24 protein-coding genes are annotated in these 23,144 nt (G+C 63.4%); 14 read left to right on the top strand and 10 right to left on the bottom strand.

Annotated elements, in window-relative coordinates:
* Positions 1 to 71 precede the first annotated feature (71 nt).
* Positions 72 to 941, top strand: coding sequence for a thioredoxin (gene trxA, locus ACQKIK_RS07740; RefSeq protein ID WP_127840150.1), 870 nt, complete (start codon positions 72 to 74; stop codon positions 939 to 941).
* A gap of 134 nt (positions 942 to 1,075) precedes the next feature.
* Here trxA and ACQKIK_RS07745 read toward each other — a convergent pair whose 3' ends face one another.
* Genes ACQKIK_RS07745 through ACQKIK_RS07755 form a run of 3 tightly spaced genes read right to left on the bottom strand, consistent with a single transcriptional unit; the run spans position 1,076 to position 3,193 of the window.
* The gene (locus ACQKIK_RS07745; RefSeq protein ID WP_499135493.1) at positions 1,076 to 1,669 is read right to left on the bottom strand and encodes an HAD family hydrolase; all 594 of its coding nucleotides are present in this window, start codon (positions 1,667 to 1,669) and stop codon (positions 1,076 to 1,078) included.
* Positions 1,666 to 2,535 (bottom strand): acyl-CoA thioesterase II, encoded by an 870-nt coding sequence (gene tesB, locus ACQKIK_RS07750; protein ID WP_045424263.1) that lies wholly within the window; start codon positions 2,533 to 2,535, stop codon positions 1,666 to 1,668. Before tesB ends, ACQKIK_RS07745 begins: the two co-directional genes overlap by 4 nt.
* 46 nt (positions 2,536 to 2,581) lie before the next feature.
* A complete protein-coding gene (locus ACQKIK_RS07755; protein ID WP_420480411.1) occupies positions 2,582 to 3,193 on the bottom strand; it encodes a GNAT family N-acetyltransferase in 612 nt (203 codons plus the stop codon).
* Between the two features lie 67 nt (positions 3,194 to 3,260).
* Here ACQKIK_RS07755 and ACQKIK_RS07760 point away from each other — a divergent pair, with 67 nt between their 5' ends.
* The 3 genes from ACQKIK_RS07760 (at position 3,261) to ACQKIK_RS07770 (ending at position 6,695) form a co-directional block, all read left to right on the top strand.
* Positions 3,261 to 4,181, top strand: a complete 921-nt coding sequence (locus ACQKIK_RS07760) for a histone deacetylase family protein (protein WP_499135494.1) — start codon at positions 3,261 to 3,263, stop codon at positions 4,179 to 4,181.
* A gap of 140 nt (positions 4,182 to 4,321) precedes the next feature.
* Complete coding sequence (locus tag ACQKIK_RS07765) at positions 4,322 to 5,320, top strand: YrzE family protein (protein ID WP_499135495.1); 999 nt, start codon at positions 4,322 to 4,324, stop codon at positions 5,318 to 5,320.
* A 133-nt stretch (positions 5,321 to 5,453) separates the two neighbouring features.
* A complete protein-coding gene (locus tag ACQKIK_RS07770; RefSeq protein WP_499135497.1) occupies positions 5,454 to 6,695 on the top strand; it encodes a TIGR03862 family flavoprotein in 1,242 nt (413 codons plus the stop codon).
* A gap of 15 nt (positions 6,696 to 6,710) precedes the next feature.
* Here ACQKIK_RS07770 and ACQKIK_RS07775 read toward each other — a convergent pair whose 3' ends face one another.
* The 4 genes from ACQKIK_RS07775 to ACQKIK_RS07790 form a co-directional block, all read right to left on the bottom strand.
* The gene (locus tag ACQKIK_RS07775) at positions 6,711 to 7,022 is read right to left on the bottom strand and encodes an AzlD family protein (protein WP_499135498.1); all 312 of its coding nucleotides are present in this window, start codon (positions 7,020 to 7,022) and stop codon (positions 6,711 to 6,713) included.
* Entirely contained in the window at positions 7,019 to 7,729 is a 711-nt protein-coding gene (locus tag ACQKIK_RS07780; RefSeq protein ID WP_499135499.1) for an AzlC family ABC transporter permease, read from the bottom strand. Before ACQKIK_RS07780 ends, ACQKIK_RS07775 begins: the two co-directional genes overlap by 4 nt.
* 177 nt (positions 7,730 to 7,906) lie before the next feature.
* A complete protein-coding gene (gene rhlE1, locus ACQKIK_RS07785) occupies positions 7,907 to 9,232 on the bottom strand; it encodes an RNA helicase RhlE1 (RefSeq protein ID WP_499135500.1) in 1,326 nt (441 codons plus the stop codon).
* Positions 9,233 to 9,385: 153 nt separating this feature from the next.
* Entirely contained in the window at positions 9,386 to 9,859 is a 474-nt protein-coding gene (locus tag ACQKIK_RS07790; RefSeq protein WP_045424243.1) for a LabA-like NYN domain-containing protein, read from the bottom strand.
* Between the two features lie 330 nt (positions 9,860 to 10,189).
* Between ACQKIK_RS07790 and ACQKIK_RS07795 the strand changes: the two genes are divergently transcribed.
* Together ACQKIK_RS07795 and ACQKIK_RS07800 are read left to right on the top strand one after the other, a co-directional pair.
* Positions 10,190 to 10,864: a hypothetical protein gene (locus ACQKIK_RS07795; RefSeq protein WP_499135501.1), complete on the top strand. Its 675-nt coding sequence runs from the start codon at positions 10,190 to 10,192 to the stop codon at positions 10,862 to 10,864.
* A gap of 74 nt (positions 10,865 to 10,938) precedes the next feature.
* Entirely contained in the window at positions 10,939 to 11,373 is a 435-nt protein-coding gene (locus ACQKIK_RS07800; protein ID WP_499135502.1) for a VOC family protein, read from the top strand.
* Here ACQKIK_RS07800 and ACQKIK_RS07805 read toward each other — a convergent pair.
* On the bottom strand, positions 11,370 to 12,212 hold the full coding sequence (locus tag ACQKIK_RS07805) for an SDR family oxidoreductase (RefSeq protein ID WP_046163216.1): 843 nt from the start codon (positions 12,210 to 12,212) through the stop codon (positions 11,370 to 11,372). The two genes, ACQKIK_RS07800 and ACQKIK_RS07805, sit on opposite strands and share 4 nt — an antisense overlap.
* Positions 12,213 to 12,412: 200 nt before the next feature.
* Between ACQKIK_RS07805 and ACQKIK_RS07810 the strand changes: the two genes are divergently transcribed.
* Complete coding sequence (locus tag ACQKIK_RS07810) at positions 12,413 to 13,150, top strand: substrate-binding periplasmic protein (RefSeq protein WP_256044631.1); 738 nt, start codon at positions 12,413 to 12,415, stop codon at positions 13,148 to 13,150.
* Between the two features lie 89 nt (positions 13,151 to 13,239).
* Here ACQKIK_RS07810 and hrpB read toward each other — a convergent pair whose 3' ends face one another.
* Positions 13,240 to 15,771, bottom strand: coding sequence for an ATP-dependent helicase HrpB (gene hrpB, locus ACQKIK_RS07815; protein ID WP_499135504.1), 2,532 nt, complete (start codon positions 15,769 to 15,771; stop codon positions 13,240 to 13,242).
* A gap of 176 nt (positions 15,772 to 15,947) precedes the next feature.
* Between hrpB and pmcY the strand changes: the two genes are divergently transcribed.
* The 5 genes from pmcY to ACQKIK_RS07840 all read left to right on the top strand — a co-directional run bounded on the left by pmcY (position 15,948) and on the right by ACQKIK_RS07840 (position 18,980).
* On the top strand, positions 15,948 to 16,364 hold the full coding sequence (gene pmcY, locus ACQKIK_RS07820) for a periplasmic Zn2+ metallochaperone PmcY (protein ID WP_045424203.1): 417 nt from the start codon (positions 15,948 to 15,950) through the stop codon (positions 16,362 to 16,364).
* Entirely contained in the window at positions 16,364 to 17,296 is a 933-nt protein-coding gene (locus ACQKIK_RS07825; RefSeq protein ID WP_499135884.1) for a cation diffusion facilitator family transporter, read from the top strand. Before pmcY ends, ACQKIK_RS07825 begins: the two co-directional genes overlap by 1 nt.
* A 305-nt stretch (positions 17,297 to 17,601) precedes the next feature.
* On the top strand, positions 17,602 to 18,081 hold the full coding sequence (locus tag ACQKIK_RS07830; protein WP_045424198.1) for an Lrp/AsnC family transcriptional regulator: 480 nt from the start codon (positions 17,602 to 17,604) through the stop codon (positions 18,079 to 18,081).
* A gap of 126 nt (positions 18,082 to 18,207) precedes the next feature.
* Entirely contained in the window at positions 18,208 to 18,600 is a 393-nt protein-coding gene (locus tag ACQKIK_RS07835; protein WP_064480639.1) for a globin, read from the top strand.
* Between the two features lie 161 nt (positions 18,601 to 18,761).
* On the top strand, positions 18,762 to 18,980 hold the full coding sequence (locus ACQKIK_RS07840; protein ID WP_045424192.1) for a DUF2788 domain-containing protein: 219 nt from the start codon (positions 18,762 to 18,764) through the stop codon (positions 18,978 to 18,980).
* A 40-nt stretch (positions 18,981 to 19,020) separates the two neighbouring features.
* On the opposite strand, the gene ACQKIK_RS07845 is transcribed toward ACQKIK_RS07840, so the two are convergent.
* On the bottom strand, positions 19,021 to 19,587 hold the full coding sequence (locus tag ACQKIK_RS07845) for a pseudouridine synthase (protein WP_499135885.1): 567 nt from the start codon (positions 19,585 to 19,587) through the stop codon (positions 19,021 to 19,023).
* Between the two features lie 400 nt (positions 19,588 to 19,987).
* Here ACQKIK_RS07845 and urtA point away from each other — a divergent pair, with 400 nt between their 5' ends.
* Both urtA and urtB read left to right on the top strand, forming a co-directional pair.
* On the top strand, positions 19,988 to 21,256 hold the full coding sequence (gene urtA, locus ACQKIK_RS07850; RefSeq protein ID WP_499135505.1) for an urea ABC transporter substrate-binding protein: 1,269 nt from the start codon (positions 19,988 to 19,990) through the stop codon (positions 21,254 to 21,256).
* Between the two features lie 248 nt (positions 21,257 to 21,504).
* Positions 21,505 to 23,076 (top strand): urea ABC transporter permease subunit UrtB, encoded by a 1,572-nt coding sequence (urtB, locus tag ACQKIK_RS07855; protein WP_499135506.1) that lies wholly within the window; start codon positions 21,505 to 21,507, stop codon positions 23,074 to 23,076.
* Positions 23,077 to 23,144: the final 68 nt, after the last annotated feature.

The raw sequence follows: 23,144 nt of genomic DNA on the forward strand, positions 1-23,144 counted from the left end.
TGCTTCCGAATCGGCTCGCCCCCACTTAACATGCACGCCTCATTTCGCATGCGCCCATTCCGAGAATTCCAATGAGCCAGACTCCCTACATATTTGACGTCACCAGCGCCAATTTCGAGCAGCTGGTGCTGGAAAACTCCTTTCACAAGCCGGTGCTGGTGGATTTCTGGGCCGAGTGGTGCGCGCCCTGCAAAGCGCTGATGCCGCTGTTGGCGAAGATCACCGAGGAGTATCAGGGCGAGCTCGTGCTAGCCAAGGTCAACTGCGATATCGAGCAGGATGTGGTTGCGCGTTTCGGCGTGCGCAGCCTGCCAACCGTAGTGCTGTTCAAGGATGGCCAGCCGGTCGATGGCTTTGCCGGCGCCCAACCGGAATCGGCGATCCGCGCCATGCTCGAGCCCCACGTGCAGGCGCCCGCTGCGCCGGAAGCGGACTCGCTGGAAACCGCACAAGCGCTGTTCGTCGAGGGACGCATCGGTGAGGCAGAGGAGCTCCTCAAGCAAGTGCTGGCTGAAGACAACGAGAACGCTGTCGCGTTGATCCTCTACGCACGCTGCCTGGCTGAACGTGGCGAGCTCGGCGAAGCCGAGCTGGTGCTCGATGCCGTCAAGGGCGACGAACACAAGCAGGCACTGGCTGGCGCCCGCGCGCAGCTGACGTTCCTGCGCCAGGCCAACGACCTGCCCGAGGTAGCCGACCTCAAGAGCCGTTTGGCGCAGAACGCCGAAGATGACGAGGCGGCCTACCAATTGGCCATTCAGCAGCTGGCACGTCAGCAGCACGAAGCGGCACTGGACGGACTGCTGAAGCTGTTCGTGCGCAATCGCGGCTACGCCGACGGCCTGCCACACAAGACGTTGTTGCAAGTATTCGACCTGCTCGGCAGTGACCACCCGCTGGTCACCACCTACCGCCGCAAGCTGTACCAGGCGCTTTATTGATGTCTGCGAATGGGGCCAGCCCCGGCCTGCACTGACATCGACGCGCCGGGTCCCGCCTGACACCACCGTGGATCGGTACAACGTGAGCCACCCGCTAACTTTGCATGCCGATCCTAGGGTGATTGTTCTCCCGCCTAGCCCTCAAGTAACTGGCGCAGTGCCATGCAATCACGGGCGTGCAGCTCGGTCAGCTCAGGCCAGGGGTTTTCCGGCAGGTTGACCAGCACGCCACGCGCACCCGCCGCTTTGGCGCATTCCAGATCGAAGCGGTAATCGCCCACCATCACCAGTTCGCTGGGTTCGATGCGCCATTTGTCCGCCAAATGCACTAACCCGCCCGGATCGGGTTTCGGCGGCGCTTCGTCACGACCGAGGATGTCATCGCTGGCGAAGCAGTCACCCATGCCCACTGCCTGCAGGGTTACCAGCGCCAACTCATGTGCGTTGCGCGTCAACACGCCGAGCTGGCAACTGCGATCGCGCAACGTATGCAGGAGTTCACGGGCGCCTGGCGCCGGTGTCGCGGCATAGGCCAGTTCGCGTTCGTGCTCGAGCAACCAGGCGCGCTTGCCCGCGGCCTCTTCAGCCGGCAGCGCGGCGAGGTGATGGAGGATGTCGTCGCCTTCGGGAATATCCAGAGCGCGCTTGATCGCCGGGAAGTCGTGCACGGCAAGCGTTAGGGTGCCGTCCATGTCGAACACCCAGTGCCGCGCATCGGCCAGGCTCACTTCCAGTCCTCACGCACGCGAATCAGGCCTTCCTGCGCTACCGAGGCAACCAACTGCCCGGCGCGGTTGAAGATGCTGCCGCGCGCGAAACCACGCGCGTTGCCGGCCCAAGGGCTGTCCATGGAATACAGCAACCACTCGTCGGCGCGCACTTCGCGATGGAACCAGATGGCATGGTCCAGGCTTGCCAGCTGAATGAACTTGCTCCAGGAGCTGACGCCGTGTGGCTGCAGTGCGGTACCGATGAAGCTGAAGTCCGAGGCGTAGGCGACCAGATACTTATGCAGCGCCGGGTTGTCCGGCAGCGAGCCATCGGCGCGGAACCAGATATGCCGGACCGGCTCGATCGGCTGCGGGTTGATCGGATCCTGCAGCGTGACCGGGCGGATCTCGATGGGTTTCGGACGGCGCAGCTTTTCTGCCACACGCGCCGGAATCAGCGGCGTCAGTTTGTGCAACAGCTCCCATTCGCTGAGCAGGTCCTCGGGACCGACCACGTCGGGCATCGGCAACTGATGCTCGAACCCGGTCTCGTCGGCCTGGAACGACGCGCTGCAGGTAAAGATGGTCTGTCCTTTCTGGATCGCGCTGACCCGGCGCGTGGTGAAACTGCCACCGTCGCGCACCCGGTCGACGTCATAGACCACCGGCTGGTGGGAATCCCCAGGCCGCAGGAAGTAACCGTGCATTGAATGGACGTGACGCTCCGGCGCCACGGTCTGGCTGGCCGCGGACAGCGCCTGACCGACCACCTGGCCACCGAAAAGCTGGGGAAAGCCCAGGTCCTGGCTGGCACCCCGGAAGAGGTTTTCTTCAATTCGCTCCAGCGACAGCAGGTTGACCAGCGTGTCTAGGGTGTCGCTCATGGTGTAGTTCCTTTATGTATTCGAGGCACGAGGCAGGCGCGCAATGTTACGGATTCCGCAGAAGCGGCTCCACTGGTTGCGCTTGTCGGCGAAGCGCTACCCAATCATCCCGCGTGATTCGATACAGCGAATGAGGGCGCAGCGGATGCCCTTCGGAGATCATCGGATGGTCAAAGTCACCCGCTGGTTCATGCCGCATGCCCAACGCCTGCATCAACCCCAGCGAAGGCTCGTTGATCGCCGCCGTGTAGGCCACCACCTCCGGAAGCTGCAGCCGCTCGAAGCCGCACGCCAGCGATGCCTCTGCCGCCTCGCGCGCGAAGCCTTGCCCCCAATGCTCATGGGCGAGCCGCCAGCCAATTTCCACCGCAGGGCAGAACGGCAGCTGCAAACGGCTCCAGGCCAGCCCGGCCATTCCGATGAATTGTCCATCGCTTTTGAGCTCCAGCGCCCAGAACCCGAAGCCGAACCGCGCGAAATGGATCCGGCAGCGCGCCATCGCCGCCGCGCATTCGTCGCGCGACAGCAACTCGGGAAAATAGCGCATCACCAGCGGGTCGCTGCACAGCTCGGCCAATGCATCGAGATCGTCATCGCGCCAGGCACGCAGACGCAAGCGCGGTGTTTCCAGTTCAATACGTTCCATCGGTTCGTCCATGCTGTTTCCTTGAAGACTTCGGTAACGGCTCTGCATACTCGCGGTTGACCTCAATGGGCCCGATTCGATGTCTCTGCCGTTGGTATTTCACGACGATTACAGCCCCGCTCTGCCGCCGGGACACCGCTTCCCCATGGAGAAGTTCCGCCTGCTGCGCGACCATCTCGTTGATTGCGGTTTGACCACGAATGCGGCGCTGTTGCGCCCCGAACTCTGCCCGCCCGATATGCTGGCGCTCGCACATGACCGTAACTACGTCGAGCGCTACTGCAGCGGCGACATGAGCCGCGACGAACTGCGCCGCCTGGGCCTGCCCTGGAGCCCGCAACTGGCGAATCGCACCGTACGTGCAGTAGGCGGCTCGCTGCTGGCCGCAGACCTTGCATTGCAGCACGGGCTGGCCTGTCACCTGGCGGGTGGCACCCACCATGCCCATCACGATCATGCCTCAGGCTTCTGCATATTCAACGACCTGGCCATCATCGCCCTTTCGCTGCTGGAGAGCGGCCGTGTCGGTCGTGTGCTGATCTTCGATTGCGACGTCCATCAAGGTGACGGCACCGCGCGGATCCTCGAGCAGGTTCCGGACGCCGTTACTGTGTCACTGCATTGCGAAAAGAATTTCCCGACGCGCAAGGCCCGCAGCGATTGGGACATCGGTTTGGCGCCGGGCCTTGGCGATGCGGATTACCTGAAGGTCGTCGACGATACGCTCAGCTACCTGCTGCCGCTGTATCAGCCGGATCTGGTCATCTATGACGCCGGTGTCGATGTGCACCGTGATGACGCGCTGGGTCTGCTTGAGCTCAGCGACGAAGGCCTGGCCATGCGCGACAGCGCCGTGATCGAACACTGTCTGGGGCGAGACATTCCGGTGGTTGGCGTGATCGGCGGCGGCTACGACAAGGACCGCGCCCTGCTCGCACGGCGCCATGCGCAGCTGCACATCAGCGCCGCGAAGGCCTGGCAGCGACACGGCCTGGGCTGACACCATTGGTCACAACGACGGCCGCAGCGCGGAACTTCAACCGGCAACGAAACCCTCACGTCTATGTGTGGCTGACCCATGCAGCACGACTAAGCCGCTGTTTGCGAGCACTAAATGACCATAACAACGAGAAATCACCGATGCTCGAAACCGATCACACCACCACCGCCTACCCCAACGGCCGGAGCCATTTCTTGAAGCACACCTCCTGGAGCGCTGTGTTTGCAGGTATCGCTTTGGCACTTGTGGTTTCACTACTGCTGCACTTGCTTGGCACGGCCATCGGCGCTTCCACGATCGATCCCGCAACTGAACACAATCCCGTTGCGGGCCTCGGCATGGGCGCGATTATCTGGATGGTGCTTGCCGGTGTCATATCACTGGCCATCGGCGGCTACATCGCGGGCCGTATGGCGCCCCGTCACGGCATGTTGCACGGCTTGTTGGTGTGGGCAGTCACGACACTGGTCACGGTGTATCTGATTGCCAGCCTGGTCGGTTCGGCTGTCTCGGGCACAGCCAGCGTGGCGGGCTCGACTTTGCAAGCGGTTGGCTCCAGTGTTGCGTCCATGGCGCCCGCCATCGGCGGTGAGATCAAGCAGCAGGTCAAGCAGGCTGACATTAATCTCGATCTGAGCAATATCGAGGCTGAAATCAAGAAAGCACTGCGCCAGACCGGCAAGCCGCAACTGGCCCCGCAGTACCTTGAGCAAGACGTACAACAGGTTCAGCAGCAGGCTCAGAATCGCGCCGAGCAAGCCCAGCAGAATCCTCAGCAGGCCGACGAGCAGATATCGCAACTAATCGACCGCATCCAGCAGAAAGGTGAGGAAGCTCTAAATGCCGCCGACCGTGAAGCGATGGTCAACCTGATACAGGAGCGCGGCAACATGAGCCAGCAGGAAGCCGAGCAGATGGTCAGCCAGATCGAGCAGCAGTATCAGGAAGCCTATGTGAAGTTTAAAGAGCTGCAGGCCCAGGCCGAGCAGAAGGCCCGTGAAGTCGCCGGCCAGGCGGCCAAGCGTGTATCGCAGGCCAGCTGGGCTTTGCTGATCACGATGTTGATCACTGGCGCCGTTGCTGGGTTCGCCGGTATGTTCGGCTACCGCCGGCAGCCCAAACAGTCCGACGCGGTTTAACAGCCTGCACCCCGGCGCGCCCTGCGCCGGGGATTCTCTTACTCCACACCGCGCCCCGCTCTCTCCATCGTCGCTGCAAACTTCCCATCGCGAGCCGCTAGAATGGCCGCCCCTGAACCACGGCGACGTTCCAATGCGTACCCCAAAATCTCGCGTTGCGATCATTGGCGGCGGCCCCGCCGGGCTGATGGCTGCCGAAGTGCTGAGCCAAGCGGGCGTTGCCGTCGATCTCTATGACGCCATGCCCTCGGTCGGTCGCAAATTCCTGCTGGCCGGCGTCGGCGGGATGAACATCACCCATTCCGAACCCTTCGAGCCATTTGTGACGCGCTATCGCGAGCGTGCCGCCGAACTGCGCCCGCTGCTGGACGCCTTCAACCCCGAGGCCCTGCGCGAATGGATTCACGGGCTGGGCATCGACACCTTCGTTGGCAGTTCCGGACGAGTGTTTCCCTCGGACATGAAGGCTGCACCGCTGCTGCGCGCCTGGCTGCGCCGCCTGCGTGACGCGGGCGTGCAAATCCATACGCGCCATCGCTGGCTGGGTTGGAACACCGACGGCAGCTTGCGTCTGCTCGCGCCGTCGGGTGAGATCAGTGTCGACGCCGACGCGGTGCTATTCGCATTGGGTGGTGGCAGCTGGGCACGCCTGGGCTCCGACGGTGCCTGGGTCCCTGTGCTGGAACGCCGCGGCATTGCAGTCAACGCGCTGCGGCCCGCCAACTGCGGCTTCGAAGTGGCAGGCTGGAGTTCGCACCTGCAGGAAAAATTCGCTGGCGCGCCGCTGAAAACCGTCAGCCTCGGTCTCGCCGAGTGCGCGCCACGCAAGGGTGAGTTCGTGGTCACCGCCACCGGCATCGAGGGCAGCCTGGTGTATGCGTTGTCCGCCGAGATCCGCCAGGCGATCGAGCAGAACGGTCGCGCTACAGTCACGCTGGACCTGCTGCCTGACCATTCGCTGGAGAGGATCATTCGCGCCTTGGCCAAACCGCGCGGTTCGCAGTCAATGGCCAAGCACCTCAAGCGTCAACTCGGTCTTGATGGCGTCAAGGCGGGGTTGTTGCGGGAACTCGCGCCCACTGACGCCTTCGATGACCCGCAGCGTTTAGCGAACGCGATCAAGGCCCTGCCCATCGAGCTGCTGCGCCCCCGCCCGCTGGACGAAGCCATCAGCAGTGCCGGCGGCGTGCCGTTCGAGGCGCTGGACGACGGACTGATGCTGCGACAGGTGCCGGGTGTGTTCTGCGCAGGAGAAATGCTGGATTGGGAAGCCCCCACCGGGGGCTACCTGCTGACCGCCTGTTTCGCCAGTGGTCGAGCGGCGGCGGTGGGCATTCTGCGCTGGTTGGGGATTGCTAGCCCGCCCAGTGCCTGACGGAACGGCGCTCGCTTAGGCCAGATGCCTGAACAGCGCGACCGTGATGATTCCAGCTGCGATTGCCGGCAATGGCTTTTTCAGCAGCAGCATGGTCACCGCAGTCGCGAGGAAAGCCAGCCGGGCACCGTTGTCGCCGTTAACCGCCATGGGCGTCAGCAGGGCAACCAACACCGAACCGGACATCGCGCTGATGAACTGCTCGGTTCGGCGGCTGATCGGCACGAACGACATGGCGAATACGCCGCCCCAACGGGTCACCAGAGTGACCACCGCCATGATCAGGATGACGGTCAGCGTGCCGGAGCCTGCCGTTTCCAGTGTCATGCCGGTTTCTCCATCCACAGCGCGCCCAACAGACCACCGGCAAGCGCCCCGACCACCACATGGCTATTGGCGGGCAGATACCAGTACGCCAACATCGAGGCGCCACCCGCGACGATCCAGATCACACTCATCCGCAGATCCTTCTTGCCGCCGACGACCATCGCCAGGAGGAAACAGCCCATGACCATGTCCAGCCCCCAACTGACCGGATCGTGGATGGCGCTGCCGAAATAAAGCCCCAGCCAGGTGCCCAACACCCAGAACGTCCAGAGCGCGAGACCACCGCCGAACAAGATGCCTAACCCCGGCCTGCCGAGACTGAACGCCTGCATGGACATGGCCCAGTTGGCATCCGAAACAACGAGCATCACCGCGTAGCGCTTCGCCGGCGGCAGGTGCTGCAGATAGGGGTATAGCGTCGCGCCCATCAGCAGGTGCCGCGCATTGACAGCAAACACCGTGACCACCAGCGGAACGACCGGAACATGCGTGCCCCAGAGTTCCAACGAGGCGAATTGCGAGGCGCCGGCGAAGACCAGCGCGCTCATCAGCAGGATCGAATAGTCGTTTAGCCCCGCCTGCGTCGCGGCCAGGCCAAAGGCCAGACCAAACACCACAACGAATAGCGAGATCGGCGTCAATTGCCTGAACCCGGCCCATACGTCAGCTCGGCTAAGCGAGTGAAGCTCCGCTTGCGCGTGTGCCAAAAGCGATCTCTCCTGTGCTGTCTTGCATGTATGAAAAACGCAAAGCCTCAGGCCTTCTCAATCTGACGCCCGGCGTCACGAGCAATCAGGCAAACCGGCGTTCATCCATTGTTGCCATCTCAATGCGACAAACACGCAACGAGCTGACACGCCCGCACGGCGCGCCACCGGCCTCGGTCAGCGCTTTTTGGTCGGCTTCGTTCCGCCCAGGCTCGGCACCTTGCGGATCGGCTTGGCGTTGGGTTTCTCGCTCTCATCGAACCAGTTGCCCAGATGAACACGGCCTTTGCCAGCCGACTCTTTAGGCTTCTTCGGCTTTTTCGGTTTCTTGATGATCTGCCCGCCCGGCTGGGTGGTCGGCACCCGATGATCCGGGACGAAACCCGGCTCGTCGTGGCGCGGCAGAACTTGCTGAATCAGCGTCTCGATGGCAGCAAGTTGATCGACCTCATCGGCGGCGACCAGCGACACGGCCTCGCCCGTTGCGCCCGCCCGGCCTGTCCGGCCGATACGGTGCACATAGTCCTCGGCAACAGTAGGCAGATCGAAATTGACCACCTGTGGCAGGTCATGGATATCCAGGCCTCGCGCGGCCACATCCGTGGCCACCAGCACCCGCACTTCGCCCGCTTTGAAACGTTCCAGCGCGCGCAATCGCGACGCCTGCGGCTTGTCGCCGTGGATCGCGTCGCTGCTGATGCCCTGCGCCTGCAACTCATCCACCAGCTGGTCGACGCCCTTGCGCGTCTTCACGAACACCAGCACCTGCCCCCAGCGCTTTTCCGCCAGCAGATGCAGAAACAGCTCGGACTTGCGCTTCTTGTCCACCGGCACCAGCCACTGCTTCACAGTTTTCGCCGCAGCATTGCGCGGGCTAACCTCGATGGACAGAGGATCGCGCAGCAGCTCCTGCGCCATCTGCCGAATTGGGTCGGAGAAGGTCGCGGAAAACAGCAAGGTCTGCCGCTTTTTCGGGAGTGCACTGAACAGCGCGTCCAGCTCTTCGGAAAAGCCGAGGTCGAGCATCCGATCGGCCTCATCCAGCACCAGCGCCTGCACCTGGCTGAACTTCACCGCGTTCTGTCGATACAGATCCAGCAACCGCCCGGGTGTGGCGACCAGCACGTCGATGCCCTTGCGCAAGGCCATCATCTGCGGATTGATGCTGACGCCGCCGTAGACCGCATAGGTGCGCAGCGGCAGGTCCTGGCCGTAGGTTCTGAAGCTCTCGTGCACCTGCTCGGCCAGCTCACGGGTCGGCACCAGCACCAGCGCGCGGACCGAGTTGCTCGCCACTTGCGGCCCTTCGTGCAGCAGGCGCTGCAACAGCGGCAAGGCGAAACCCGCAGTCTTGCCGGTGCCGGTCTGCGCGGCGGCCATCAGGTCGCGGCCCTTGAGCACAGCCGGAATCGCCTTGGCCTGGACCGGCGTCGGCTGGGTGTATTCAAGCGATTCGAGGGTGCGTAGCAGCTGATCGATCAGGCCCAAAGAGGCGAAGGTCATGACGGTAACCGGAAGGACGAAAACAGGCTGCGCAGTTTACTCGAAAGGAAGCTGGAAGCTGAGCGTAGGGTGGATGTCGCTTTCTCCATCCACCGTTGGCCGCCGAATGGAACATGCGGCACCGGCAGCCCCAGGAGTGACGGGCCGACAGCGCTATCGCAATAGCAGCTTGCCTTCGATGGGCACGTAACGCGACGCCGCGCGAATCAGCGAGTTGGCTGTCAGGCCCGGCGCACCATAGGCCGTCGCCTCGGCGCCGCCAGCGCGCACCCGGTCGAGCAGCAGATCGAAGTCGCCATCTCCCGACGCCAGTACCACTTCGTCGACCTGCCCCACCACGTCCAGCACGTCGATGGTGATCCCAACATCCCAGTCGCCCTTGGCCGAGCCGTCGCTGCGTTGGATATACGGTTTTAGCTTCACCGTGAAGCCGAGGTTGCGCAGGATCTGCTGGAACTGCTGCTGCTTGGCGTCCCCCCGATCGATGGCATAGGCATAGGCCTCCACGATCTCGCCGCGCTCACTGACGTCGGCCCACAACGCCGCGTAGTTGAAATGGCAGCCGTGGGCCTGGCGCACCGTGTAGTAAAGGTTCTGCACATCAGCAAACAGGGCAATCTTCTTCACGCGGCAACCCGAGCGGAGGAATGGCCAGCCAGTATGGACTGCGATAGCGCGGCTGTCGCCGGCCGGCCGTTTGGGCTCATCAGGTCATTAAAAACTACGTTGGCAATGCTTCGTAAAAAACAGCCTTGATAGCCAGCCCGGTCAAATCGCTCATTGAGGACACTACCCTCCGCGCCTTCGGCTGCTTTGACTCGCCATGCTAGCCCTTCGGGCCAGCCTTCGGCTGTTGCTCGCGATGGTCGTTGCACCTCGTCTTGCCCGCCTCGCCTACTTTTTCCAACGGCCTGCTAAAGTGCGCGCCTGGTTTTTCCCACGAGTTGCCGCCCTGCGATGAATGTCCTGTCCATCCTCCGTGACGCCTGGTTCTTCTACTCGCGCAATTTGCTGTCCATTGCACGCCTTTGCCTGCCGCTGATTCTGCTGGAGAGCGTCGCCCGCCTGGCCATCGACCATCTGTTCGGCAAAGGTGCCATGCCGGCACAGGAGCTGCTGATCGGACTCGTCTTCTACCCGCTGTATATCGCCGCTTTGATCCTGTTCCTCGATGCGCGCAGCCGCGGTCATGCACCGCCGCTGCGCGAGGTGATGATGCGTGCATTGCCGCTGTGGCCGTCGATGGCGGTACTGGCCGGGCTAGGCACCTTGCTGGTTATGCTCGGCGCCTCGCTGTTCGTGCTGCCGGGGCTGTGGATCATGGTCAAGATCGCCTTTGCCGAATACCTGTTGGTGATGCGCGGCTTGAGTCCGCTGGCGGCACTGAAGGAAAGCTTCCTGCAGACCCGCGGCCATTTTCTGCTGATTCTCGGCTGCATCCTCGTCGTGCTGGTGCCGCTGTGGCTTCTGGAAGCCTGGGTGGCCGCACAGTTCTGGGCGGGGGAGACAGCGCCTGGAGCGCTCGCCGTGGTGGTCGACAGTGTGGTCGGGCTGGTGCAGCTATTGGCGACGGTGGTGCTGTTCCGCTGCTTCATGCTTTGCAGCGAACCGGGCGGCGATCAGAAGCAATAACGTTGATCGGCAAGGCGGCAGACCGCGATTTGACGAGCTAGGCTTGGTCTCCACCCGTCAAGGAGGCCGCACTGATGACCGACCAGAACCCCAGCATCCTGTCCCACGTATCCCTCGGCAGCAATCGCTTCGATGAAGCCGCTGCCTTCTACGATCAGACCCTCAGCACGCTCGGGTGTAAGCGCATCATGGCCCATCCGGGTGCGATCGCCTGGGGGCGTGAATACCCTGAGTTCTGGCTGCAAACGCCGATCGACGGCCAACCAGCCAGCATCGGGAACGGCACCCATATCGGTTTCTTCGCAGCGGACAAGGCCTCGGTCGATGCGTTTCATCGCGCCGCGCTGGCTGCCGGCGCCACGGATGAAGGCGCTCCCGGCCCGCGTGAAGAATATGGCGAGCCGTACTACGGCTGCTTCGTGCGCGACCTGGACGGCCACAAGATCGAAGCCGCCTATTGGGACATGAAGCGGGCTCAAGAACTCTACGGCGACGCGCCGACCGCCTAGCCCGCGCCGGATGAAGTCCGAGCACCGGCCAGCCGCGGCAACAGCAGGTGCTCGAAGGTGCGCGGGAAGCAGCGCGCCACCAGCCGAGCCCGCCAGTCGAGGTTCGACAGCACCAGCAACCGTCGCCGCTTCAACGCGCCTTGATAGATGGATTCCGCCACGTCCTGCGGCGACGCCACGCGGCCCACCGTCAAAACAGGCTGTGGCGCGGTAGAGCCATCGCCAATCAACACGTTCTTGCGCAGATCCGTCGCGGTGTACCCCGGACACACCAGCATCACGTTGACACCGGTATCGGTCAGTTCGCTGCGTAGGGTTTCGAACAATCCATGCAGCGCATGTTTGCTGGCGTTGTAGGCGCCGCGGTCTGGCACCGGCGCGTATTGCGAGAGTGAACTGAGCACGATGATCTGTCCTTCACGGGCTATCAGGCTCGGCAAGGCCGCCTGGGTGCAATGCAGCGCGCCGTAAAAGTTGACCGCCATGATCCGTTCGAACACCGCCAGGCTGGTGTCGGCGACCCGGCTGCGATGAGTAATACCCGCATTGTTGATCAGCACGTCGATACCACCGAAGCGCTCCACCACCAGCGCAATGGCCTGCTGCACCGCCGCCGCATCCGACACATCGCAGCGCAGCCCTAGCGCATCGGCGTTGTGATGGTCTGTAAGGTGCTGGACCAGCCCGTCAATGGCGTTCTGATCGAGGTCGAAGATCACGACCCTGGCGCCGGCCTGGGCCATTCGCTCGGCCAGCGCACGGCCGATCCCGGCACAGCCGCCGGTGATCAACACCACTTTGCGATCGAACACCTTGCTGGTGAATACCTTGCGATACATAGACCTCTCCATCGAGTCATCCGGGTAACCGCTCCCGATAGGCACGGTACGCTCTAGCCTCAGCATAGCCAGCCTTTTCTATCTGCTAGCGGCATGGTCGCGGCGCCGGCGTGTCGGCGATCAAGTGTCCATTCTGGACAGCCGGGCGCGTGGCGCCCATGCTTTGCCTACGCGCGAACCACAAGGGGCAGTGAATTACCTTGAAGCGATTATTCTGGATACCGATTGCAGCGGCTCTGGCGGGGCCCTGCGTTGCCTCGTCCGAGGCGCCGAGAACCCTGACCGTCGGTTACTACGATTTTCCCCCAGCCATCTACAGCGATGCCCAAGGGCGCCCCAACGGCCCCCTGGTCGATCTCACTCGGCGCGTACTCGCCCACGCAGGTTTTCAGGCGCAATTCCGCGGTCTGCCGAGTGCCCGGTTGTACGCGGCCCTGCAGAACGGCACTGTCGATATCTGGCCCGGCGCGCCGGGCAAACCTGAGCTGCAAGCCGACACGCTGGAGGGCCGGGAAACCCTCGCCCAAATCAGCCTTAACCTCTATCACCGGCCCGACACCCCACGCCCGACCATGCCCAGCAGCCTGCGCAAACGCGGCGTCATCATCATTGGCGGCTACAACTACTGGCCACAGGTGAACCAGATGCTGCACGACCCGCAGCTGCAGATTCGCCTACACCGGACGGCCACCCACACCTCAGCATTGGAGATGTTGAAACACCGCCGTGCGGACTATCTGCTCGACTACGAGGTTCCGGTGAGCCAGGCCCTGAATCGCCTCGGCATGGAGGCGCTTCCCCATGTGGAGCTGCATAAGGTCGCCATTCGCTTCATCGTGTCCCGCCACACTGAAGACAGCCAGGCGGTCGTCGATTCGTTGGATCGCGCCTATGCCGAGATGGCCGCGGCCGGAGAAGACCTGAGTTTGCCTGAGTAGCCGCACGCGCATATGGGTGCTGACAGGCCTCAGAGATGACCAGCCTAGCTGCGCCCTCCTTGCGAAAGGGGCGGCTTGCAGCCGTGCCCTCAGGTGCCGCGCGGCTTGGCGCGCGCGGTGGGCTCTGCTACCAGCGGGTCATCGGGCCAATAATGTTTCGGATATCGGCCTTTCAGGTCTTTCTTCACTTCCAGGTAGGTGTTCGCCCAGAAGCTCGCCAGGTCTTGCGTCACCTGCACCGGGCGGCGCGCGGGTGACAGCAGATGCAGTTTCACCACCTGACGCCCACCGGCGATACGCGGCGTATCGGCCAGCCCGAACAGCTCCTGCAAGCGCACCGCCAGCACCGGCGGTGATTCGTTGTAGTCGAGCCGCACCCGCGACCCCGAAGGCACGGCGATGGTGACCGGTGCCAGTTCGTCGAGGCGCTGGGGTAATGGCCAGGGCAACAGGGTCGCTAGCATGCTTTGCAGATCAAGCTGGGCGAAGTGAGCCAACCGCGACACCTTGCCGAGATAGGGCAACAGCCAGTTCTCCAACCGAGCCAGCAGGGCCTCATCGGCCACATCCGGCCAGTCGCTGGTAGCGCCAGTGGCCAGGTCCAGCGCTCTCAGCAGGCTGATACGCGCCTGCCATTGGCGCAGATCCGGCGTCCAGGGCAACAGTTCCAGCCCTTTGCGTCGGACCAGCCCGAGCAGCGCACGACCTCGCGCTTCGTCATCCAACCCCGGCAAGGGCTCACGGCTGAGTATCAGCTCACCGACCCGCCGCTGCCGTTCGGCTCGCAGCACGCCTTCACGTTCATCCCATTCCAGCTCGTCGCGTTGGCTGACCTGCTCAGCCAGTTCCTCATCGAACAAGCTTGGGTCCAACGCAGCGGCGCGGTAGATGCGTTCCTCGCGCTGGCCCTGGCGGCTGCCCAGTTCGGCGATCACCAGCCAGGGTTCTTTCATCAAGGCATCCGGTTCGCCGAATACTGCGGCGCGACCGTTGGCCAAGCGGTATTCGCCACCGCCGTCACGTCGCTGACGAGCGATCCGGTCCGGATAGGCGAACGCCAGCAGCGCGCCATGCCAGCGATGATCGGACGCATCGGCCGTAGCCACACCCGAAGAGCCGCGCAGTAGGCCGCGAAACTGTCGGGCCAGTTGGCGCACTCGCTGCGCACCGGCATGTCGCCCGGCGCTGCCGTCGAGCAACCCGAGACGCGTGGAGATATCCGCTCCGCCGCCGCGCTGGCCGCCGGATTGAATGTCCCGCTCGACCAGCAGCGCGGCAAGATCTGCGGCCAGGGGCGCGAGCCCCAGCGCCTGGCCGCGCAACAAGAGATGGGCGATACGCGGGTGCGCGGGCAACTCGGCCATGGCCTGGCCGTGAGCGGTCAATTGCCAACCGCCACGGGCGTTGCGGCTGAGCGCGCCGAGGCGCTGCAGCAGGTTCTGTGCCTGGGCGTAAGCCGCGGCAGGCGGCCGGTCCAGCCAAGCCAGTTCATCCGGTTCGACACCCCAGCGCGCCAGCTGCAAAGCCACGCCGGCCAGATCGGCCTGGAGGATTTCCGCGTCGCCATAGGCGGCCAGCTGCGCGTGCTGATCTTCCGACCACAGCCGGTAGCAAGCGCCGGGCTCCAATCGCCCCGCACGCCCGGCCCGCTGGGTTGCCGAGGCGCGAGAGATGCGCCGGGTTTCCAGCCGGGTCATGCCGCTGCCGGGATCGAACCGCGGCACCCGTGCCAGCCCGGCATCGACCACCACGCGCACGCCTTCGATGGTGAGGCTGGTCTCGGCGATGTTGGTCGCCAGCACCACCTTGCGCTTGCCGGCCGGCGCCGGTTCGATGGCTGCGCGCTGGGCAGCCAGCTCCAGTTCGCCGTGCAGCGGGCAGAGCATCACTTCGCCCCGATCCGCCAGCTGCTCGGCCAGCATCTCGTTCACTCGGCGAATCTCGGCCTGCCCAGGCAGAAACACCAGCACGCTGCCCGGCTCTTCATCGAGCGCCTGGAGCACGGTCTGAACCACACGCGGCTCAATTCGCTCACCAGTCTGATACGGGCGCCCCCAGCGCTGGGCCACCGGGTACATCCGCCCTTCACTGCGCACCACCGGCGCCTCGTCGAGCAGTGTGGAGAGCCGCGCGCCTTCCAGCGTGGCGGACATAAGCAGGAGCTTGAGCGGCTCATCGCGCAGCAGCACGCGAGCGTTCAGGGTCAGCGCCAGGGCCAGATCGGCATCCAGGCTGCGCTCGTGGAACTCGTCGAAGATCACCAGCCCGACACCTTCAAGCGTCGGATCATCCTGCAAGCGGCGCGCAAGGATGCCTTCGGTCACCACTTCGATACGAGTGTGCGGCCCGACCTTGCTTTCGAGCCGGATGCGATAGCCCACGGTATCGCCGACCTTCTCGCCCAGCTCGCTGGCCAGTCGCTCGGCCGCCGCGCGGGCGGCAAGACGCCGTGGTTCGAGCATCAGGATCGATTGCCCGGCGAGCCACGGCTCATCCAGCAGCGCCAGCGGCACACGGGTGGTCTTGCCGGCACCGGGCGGTGCTTCGAGCACCGCTTCATCGCGGGCTAGCAGGGCCTGGCGCAGCGCCGGGAGGGCTTCATCGATGGGCAGGGCAATCATGGAGACTCCGTTTCTGGGCCGCGATTATAGCGGGCACAGGCCTCGGCGCAGCGGCGAACAGCGTTATGCCCCTGGTGAAGTAACGATGCCGAACAGAGCGGGCAGCAGGAGTGTCTGATATCGAGAAAACATCACGCAGCCCTTGTATAGTTGCGCCACTTTTCCCGGAGGTCCTTATGCGTACTCGTTCCCGTGTCATCGGCGGCGTGCTGGCCGTCTCCCTGTTCACCCAGCTGACCGCCTGCGGCACGCTGTTCTACCCCGACCGCCGTGGCCAGATCGACGGTAAGATCGACCCGGCAATCGCAGTAGCCAACGCCGTCGGCCTGCTCTTCTATCTCATTCCCGGCCTGATCGCCTTTGGTATCGACTTCGCCACCGGCGCGATCTATCTGCCTGACAGCAACTACTCCATGGCCCCGGAAAAACTGCAGGAAGCCATTGGCGCGGATGGCGTCATCGACCAGGCCAAGCTCAAGGCCATCATCGAAACTGAAACCGGCCGCAGCCTGCCGCTGGATGACCCGCGTCTCATCCAACACAACGGCAGCGTCGAGCAGTTGGCCGCCTTTGGACTGCGTCCGGCCGCATGATGCAGCACACCCGCGAGCGCAAAGGAGTCAGCGCCGAGCACGCAAGGCTGATGCGCCGGGCCACACACCTGGCGTTGGCCGTGGCACTGACGCTTGCTGCCAGCAAGGCGCTGGCCTGGTGGCTGAGCGGCTCGGTCAGCCTGCTGGCCGGGCTTACCGACTCGCTATTGGACGGAGCCGCCTCGCTGCTCAACTTGTTGGCCGTGCACTACTCGCTGCGCCCCGCCGACGACGACCATCGCTACGGTCATGGCAAGGCCGAAGCCCTGGCCGGGCTCGGCCAGGGTGCCTTCATTTCTGTGAGTGCGATTCTGGTCTGCGTTCAGGGTGTGGACCGCATGCTGCACCCGCAGCCGCTGGGTGCGCCGACATTGGGCATCGCAGTCATGCTGCTGTCGTTGGCGCTGACCGTGGCGCTGTTGATGTATCAGCGCCATGTGGTGCGAGAAACCGGCTCCACGGCGATTCGCGCCGATTCGCTGCACTACCGCTCGGATCTGCTGCTCAACAGCAGCATTCTTGTCGCGCTGGTGCTGGCCGGTTACGGCCTTGAACGTCTGGACGCCGTCTTCGGTATCGCCATTGCGGTGTACATCTTCTGGAGCGCCCTGAGCATCGTGCGAGAGGCAGGCGCCGTGCTCATGGATACGGAGCTTGCGCCGGAGATCAGCGAACACATGCATCAGCTGGCATGCGACGTGCCCGGCGTGGTGGGCTGCCACGACCTGCGTACCCGTGTTTCGGGCACCCGCTGGTTCGTACAAATGCACCTTGAGTTACCGGGCGAGCTGCCACTGATCGAGGCGCATGCGCTGTGCGACGCGGTCGAAACGGCGATCCACAGCCAGTATCCTCGAGCTGAAGTTCTGGTCCATGCCGACCCGCTCGAGGTGGTGAAGCCTCGCCCGCCGGAGCCAACCGAACGCCCATAAAAAAAGACCACGTGGCGAGACGTGGTCTTTTTTCAATACTGCTCTGAATTCGCTAGTCGCTTGTGACGACGTCTTCGGCAGCGCCTTGTGAGCGGTGCGGGCCCGGACCGATAGCCTCGGTAAGGTATGCGGTTGGCGCGGCGGGGTAAGTACCGCGTCAGTTTTGCCGGGGGCTGAAGTTGGATAAAGCTTACGCCCCGCCCACCGACAGATGATTGCTAAAATTGCTCATATTCACGCCAGTTGCGCAATCATTGCGCGCAGATGCATAGTTATGCGAAACCAAACCCCGCAGGTAACCAAACATGAGCAAACTGGACCGTTACGACCTGCGCATTCTGCAGGAACTGCAGCACGATGCGCGCATTTCCAATCAGGATCTGGCCGAGCGTATCGGACTGTCGCCCTCGCCCTGCTCACGACGCGTCAAGCAGCTCGAGGACGACGGTTACATCGCCCGCCAGGTCGCACTGCTGGACCGCAAGAAGCTCGGCCTGACTCTGACCGCCTATGTACTGATCGGCATGGACCGACACACACCGGAGCGCTTCGAGCACTTCGAAGGGGTGATCGGCAAATGCCCGGAAGTGCTCGAGTGCAGCCTGGTGACTGGGATGGATGCCGACTACCAGCTCAAGGTTGTGGTGCCGGATATGGAGCACTATCAGGCCTTCCTGCTGGGCACCCTGACCCGTATCGAAGGGGTGTCGAGCGTGCGCTCCAGCTTCGTCTTGCGGCAGGTCTCATCGAGTACCGAGCTGCCGCTGGAGCATTTGCGAGGCTGAGACGCCGCTCACACTTGCAAACCACACAGCCCGAAGGGGTATTGCCTATAATCCGCGCCCTTCTGCTCCGCCGGCCAGGTAAATCAGGGCAGCGCAGCGATCAGCCTTCGTGCAAGGGAAATGCCCATGAAAGACACCAACCGCGTCATGCAGAGCTACGGTCGCTGCTGCGCGAGTGCCGCCTTCTTCGACGAGTTCTATGCCACCTTCCTTGCCAGCTCCCCAGCGGTGCGGGACAAGTTCGTCAAAACCGACATGGTGGCGCAGAAACAACTGCTGCGCGCCGGCATTCTCAACCTGGTCATGTTCGCCCGTGGCATGCCGGATACCAAGCTCCAGGCGTTGGGCAAGAGCCATTCACGTGCCCATCTCGACATCCGCCCCGAGCTCTATGACCTCTGGATAGCCGCCCTGCTCAAGACCATCAGGCAGCATGATCGGCAGCTGGAACAGCTGGATCTTGAAGCCTGGCAAGTGGTGCTCAACAAGGGCATCGACGTGATCAAATCCCACTACTAACAGCCGTAGCAAAGCTCGAAACAGAGCCTCTCGCTCGAACCCCTGAAGCTCATAATCGTCCAACGCCTGAGGGAGCTGAGCACGCTCCACGGGCGTATACTGCGCCGTTTTCTCGCCCGGCCAGCCCGGGCGCATTCTTCGATGTCAGTCAGGAGTAACGTGTGGAGCCTGAAGTATTTGAGAAGTGGATGATGATCGTCCTGGTCGGCGGCCTGATGGCGTTCATGGCCTTCATCATCTGGGACTTGGCCAAGAAGTCGAAAGCCGGTCGCCTCGGCACGGCCGTTCTGTTTCTGGGCCTGGGGCTGTGCCTGTTCGCATTTCTCGCCAAGCCGATCATTGGCTACGTGATCGAAGTGACACAGGGTATTCCGCACTGATCCGCTGAAGTCGTTTGAACAGGGCACAGCGGCCGGTGCTTCACAAATGCGCCGGCACCAGCCGCCATTCGCCCGGCTGCAAATCGTCCAGCGACCAGGGCCCGATCCTGACCCGCACCAGCCGCAGTGTTGGCAAGCCGACCGCAGCCGTCATCCGCCGTACCTGACGATTGCGGCCCTCCCGAATCACCAGCTCCAGCCAGCAGGTCGGCACACTCTTGCGAAAACGCACCGGTGGATTGCGCGGCCAGAGTTCGGGCTCGTCGAGCTGTCGGGCTTCGGCCGGCAGGGTCATGCCATCGTTTAGCTCAACGCCGTCGCGCAGCCGCTGCAGCTGCTCGGCAGTCACCTCGCCTTCCACCTGCACCCAATACGTCTTCGGCAGCTTGTGCTTGGGATCAGCAATACGCGCCTGCAATTGCCCGTCGTTGGTCAGCAGCAAAAGGCCTTCGCTGTCGCGATCCAGGCGGCCAGCGGGATACACACCCGGGACCGGCACAAAGTCCTTGAGTGTGGCGCGGCCATCGGCATCGTTAAACTGAGTGAGCACGTCGAAGGGTTTGTTCAGCAGCAGCAGACGTGGCTCGGCCGGCGGCGCCTTGGCCACACGACGAGGTTGTGATCGCGCCGCTGCAGGGCGCGGTGGACGGGGACGAGAGGTGCGAGGCATGGCGGAGCCTTTGATGGCAGGCCGGCCATGCTAGGGCGGGCGTTGCTGACCAGCAAGGGGCAGTGAAAGCCAGCGTTATTACAGGCACCGAACCGGCTGAAACACCGCTGCGGTCGATCAGCACCACAAAGGCGCATGGCGTGCGCCATAACCTCACCAAGCGCACCGTTATCGGACAATGCCGCCTCCATGCCCCGCCATGGCGCATTTCATGATTGACCGCAAAACGCCGGAACAGAAGGCTTACAGGCGAATTGGCACGGATGCTGCGATAGGGCTCTACGTCCCCAAGGACCAACCCCACAGTTGCGCATGGACAGCCAAGGAGCCGCCCACAATGAAACGCCGTCCCCTACTGAAGTCCACCCTCGCCGCCAGTGCCCTGATGCTCAGCGGTCTGTTCCCGTTCACCCTGCAAGCGGCCGAGACCATCAAGGTCGGCATCCTGCATTCGCTGTCCGGCACCATGGCCATTTCGGAAACGTCCCTGAAAGACATGGCGCTGATGACCATTGACGAGATCAACGCCAAGGGCGGCGTGCTCGGCAAGCAGCTCGAGGCGGTGGTAGTCGACCCGGCCTCCAACTGGCCGCTGTTTGCGGAAAAGGGCCGTCAGCTGCTTTCCCAGGACAAGGTGGCGGTGACCTTCGGCTGCTGGACATCCGTTTCGCGCAAATCCGTATTGCCGGTGTATGAAGAGCTCGACGGCCTGCTGTTCTACCCCGTGCAGTACGAAGGCGAAGAAATGTCGCCCAACGTCTTCTACACCGGCGCAGCGCCAAACCAGCAGGCCATCCCGGCCGTTGAATACCTGATGAGCGAAGACGGCGGCAGCGCCGAGCGCTTCTTCCTGCTCGGCACCGACTACGTCTACCCACGCACCACCAACAAGATCCTGCGCGCCTTCCTGATCAGCAAGGGCGTGCCGGAATCGAGCATCGAAGAGGTCTACACCCCCTTCGGTCACAGCGATTACCAAACCATCGTCGCCAACATCAAAAAGTTCTCTGCTGGCGGCAAGACCGCGGTGGTCTCGACCATCAACGGCGACTCCAACGTGCCGTTCTACAAGGAACTGGCCAACCAGGGCCTGGAAGCCACCGACGTACCGGTCGTGGCCTTCTCGGTCGGCGAGGAAGAGCTGCGCGGCATTGACACCAAGCCGCTGGTCGGTCACCTGGCCGCCTGGAACTACTTCCAGTCGGTCGAAAACCCGGTCAACGACGAGTTCGTCAGCAAGTGGAAGGCCTACGCCAAGGAAAAAGGCCTGCCGGGCGCTGACAAGGCGGTGACCAACGACCCGATGGAAGCCACCTACGTGGGCATCCACATGTGGGCACAGGCGGTCGAGAAAGCCGGCACCACCGACGTCGGCAAGGTTCGCGATGCCCTGGCCGGGCAGACGTTCGAAGCGCCGAGCGGCTACACCCTGACCATGGACGAGAAGAACCACCACCTGCACAAGCCGGTGATGATCGGCGAAGTCCAGGACGATGGTCAGTTCTCCGTAGTTTGGGAAACCGAAAGCCCGGTCCGCGCGCAACCATGGAGCCCGTACATCCCGGGTAACGACAAGAAGCCGGATTACGCGGTGAAGTCGAACTAAGCGAAGCGTCAATCGCATCGCCTGCGTAGGGTGGGCTTCAGCCCACCAGTGAATGCACAGGTGGGCTGAAGCGGAACGCCGCCCGACCGACCCTACGAGACGGTAACGGTGGATGGATGAAGCGCCATCCACCCTACATCGGCTCAACTCGTAGGGTGGATCGGGACGCGGAGTCGACGCTTTTCATCCACCTGTCGACCATCACAAGCTCCACGAAGAGAGCTCCGGGGTCCCTGGGGAACACACGAATGAACACTGCCCTGCACCGATTATTGCTGCTGCTCCTGCTCGCCCTGCCCTACGCAGCCCAGGCCGGAGACGCAGCCGATTACGCCAAAGCTAGCCCGGCCAAACAGGCCAAGCTGCTGGAGAGCTGGGCCATTGCCCCCGCTCCGGAGCGGCTGCCACTGATCGAAGCGCTACGCGCCAGCCGCGTGGTGATCGACAAGAACAAGACCCCTTTCACTGAAGAAAACGGTGCCTACCGCGCCCTCGAAGGCGACGCCGAACCCGTCGGCACGCCTAAGAAACTGCGCCTGAACAACCGCCTGCGTGGCCTGCTCAATAGAGCATTAGCCAGCCACCAGCTGTTCTCCGACGACCCGGCCGAACGCCTCGCCGCGGCCAAACGCCTGCAACGCAGCGGACAACCGGAGCAGCTGCCACTCCTGCAGCAGCGCCTCGAAGCCGAAGATGACCCGGTCGTGCGCGAAGCCCTGACCCTGACCCTGGCGAACCTGCAATTGAGTGCCGAAGACTCGGCTGTGCGCCTGGCTGCAGTGCGCCTGCTCGGCGAAACCGGCGCACCGCTGGCGCGGGTGCGGCTGGAAAATTTGCTGGCCGATGAGGCGGAAACCGACGCCACCGTGCGCAAGGCGGCGGAAACCAGTCTCGCTCAGGTCAAACGCAAGCTGCTGATTGGTGAACTGCTCGGCCAGGCTTTCAGCGGCTTGTCGCTGGGCTCGATCCTGCTGCTTGCTGCGCTGGGCCTGGCCATCACCTTTGGCCTGCTGGGCGTGATCAACATGGCCCATGGCGAGATGCTGATGCTCGGCGCCTACGCCACCTACATGGTGCAGGTGCTGATGGCTCGACTCATGCCGGACGCCCTCGCCTTCTACCCACTGGTGGCGCTGCCGGTAGCCTTCTTCGTCACCGCGGCCATCGGCATGGCGCTGGAGCGCACCGTCATCCGCCATCTTTACGGCCGTCCACTGGAAACTCTGCTGGCCACCTGGGGCATCAGCCTGATCCTGATCCAGCTGGTGCGGGTGCTGTTCGGCGCGCAGAACGTCGAGGTCGCCAACCCCGGCTGGCTGTCCGGCGGGTTGCAGGTGCTGCCGAACCTAGTGCTGCCCTACAACCGCATGGTGATCATCGGCTTCGCGCTGTTCGTGGTGCTGCTGACCTGGCTGCTACTGAACAAGACCCGCCTGGGCCTGAACGTGCGCGCCGTGACCCAAAACCGCAACATGGCCGCCTGCTGCGGCGTTCCTACCGGCCGTATCGACATGATGGCCTTCGGTCTTGGTTCCGGCATCGCCGGGCTCGGTGGTGTTGCGCTGAGCCAGATCGGTAACGTCGGCCCGGACCTCGGCCAGGGCTACATCATTGATTCGTTCCTCGTCGTGGTGCTCGGTGGCGTCGGACAGCTGGCTGGCAGCATCTTTGCCGCCTTCGGCCTCGGTATCGCCAACAAGATCCTCGAACCACAGATCGGCGCCGTGCTGGGCAAGATCCTCATCCTCGCGCTGATCATCCTGTTCATCCAGAAACGTCCGCAGGGGTTGTTTGCGCTGAAAGGGAGGGTGATCGATTGAAGACTTATTTCCCCTCCCTCGCCGGAACGATGAGGGAAGCCCAGTCCTTGCTCGCGATCAATGTGCTA

Origin of the sequence: Pseudomonas sp. NPDC047961 (genome assembly GCF_050272435.1) — a bacterium.
GTDB lineage: Bacteria > Pseudomonadota > Gammaproteobacteria > Pseudomonadales > Pseudomonadaceae > Stutzerimonas.

Excerpts from the sequence above, each read along its gene's own strand:
- trxA (WP_127840150.1), top strand. The coding sequence starts at position 72 with ATGAGCCAGACTCCCTACATATTTGACGTCACCAGCGCCAATTTCGAG.
- tesB (WP_045424263.1), bottom strand. The coding sequence starts at position 2,535 with ATGAGCGACACCCTAGACACGCTGGTCAACCTGCTGTCGCTGGAGCGA.
- ACQKIK_RS07755 (WP_420480411.1), bottom strand. The coding sequence starts at position 3,193 with ATGGACGAACCGATGGAACGTATTGAACTGGAAACACCGCGCTTGCGT.
- ACQKIK_RS07760 (WP_499135494.1), top strand. The coding sequence starts at position 3,261 with ATGTCTCTGCCGTTGGTATTTCACGACGATTACAGCCCCGCTCTGCCG.
- ACQKIK_RS07765 (WP_499135495.1), top strand. The coding sequence starts at position 4,322 with ATGCTCGAAACCGATCACACCACCACCGCCTACCCCAACGGCCGGAGC.
- ACQKIK_RS07770 (WP_499135497.1), top strand. The coding sequence starts at position 5,454 with ATGCGTACCCCAAAATCTCGCGTTGCGATCATTGGCGGCGGCCCCGCC.
- ACQKIK_RS07775 (WP_499135498.1), bottom strand. The coding sequence starts at position 7,022 with ATGACACTGGAAACGGCAGGCTCCGGCACGCTGACCGTCATCCTGATC.
- rhlE1 (WP_499135500.1), bottom strand. The coding sequence starts at position 9,232 with ATGACCTTCGCCTCTTTGGGCCTGATCGATCAGCTGCTACGCACCCTC.
- ACQKIK_RS07795 (WP_499135501.1), top strand. The coding sequence starts at position 10,190 with ATGAATGTCCTGTCCATCCTCCGTGACGCCTGGTTCTTCTACTCGCGC.
- ACQKIK_RS07800 (WP_499135502.1), top strand. The coding sequence starts at position 10,939 with ATGACCGACCAGAACCCCAGCATCCTGTCCCACGTATCCCTCGGCAGC.
- ACQKIK_RS07805 (WP_046163216.1), bottom strand. The coding sequence starts at position 12,212 with ATGTATCGCAAGGTATTCACCAGCAAGGTGTTCGATCGCAAAGTGGTG.
- hrpB (WP_499135504.1), bottom strand. The coding sequence starts at position 15,771 with ATGATTGCCCTGCCCATCGATGAAGCCCTCCCGGCGCTGCGCCAGGCC.
- pmcY (WP_045424203.1), top strand. The coding sequence starts at position 15,948 with ATGCGTACTCGTTCCCGTGTCATCGGCGGCGTGCTGGCCGTCTCCCTG.
- ACQKIK_RS07825 (WP_499135884.1), top strand. The coding sequence starts at position 16,364 with ATGCAGCACACCCGCGAGCGCAAAGGAGTCAGCGCCGAGCACGCAAGG.
- ACQKIK_RS07830 (WP_045424198.1), top strand. The coding sequence starts at position 17,602 with ATGAGCAAACTGGACCGTTACGACCTGCGCATTCTGCAGGAACTGCAG.
- ACQKIK_RS07835 (WP_064480639.1), top strand. The coding sequence starts at position 18,208 with ATGAAAGACACCAACCGCGTCATGCAGAGCTACGGTCGCTGCTGCGCG.
- urtA (WP_499135505.1), top strand. The coding sequence starts at position 19,988 with ATGAAACGCCGTCCCCTACTGAAGTCCACCCTCGCCGCCAGTGCCCTG.
- urtB (WP_499135506.1), top strand. The coding sequence starts at position 21,505 with ATGAACACTGCCCTGCACCGATTATTGCTGCTGCTCCTGCTCGCCCTG.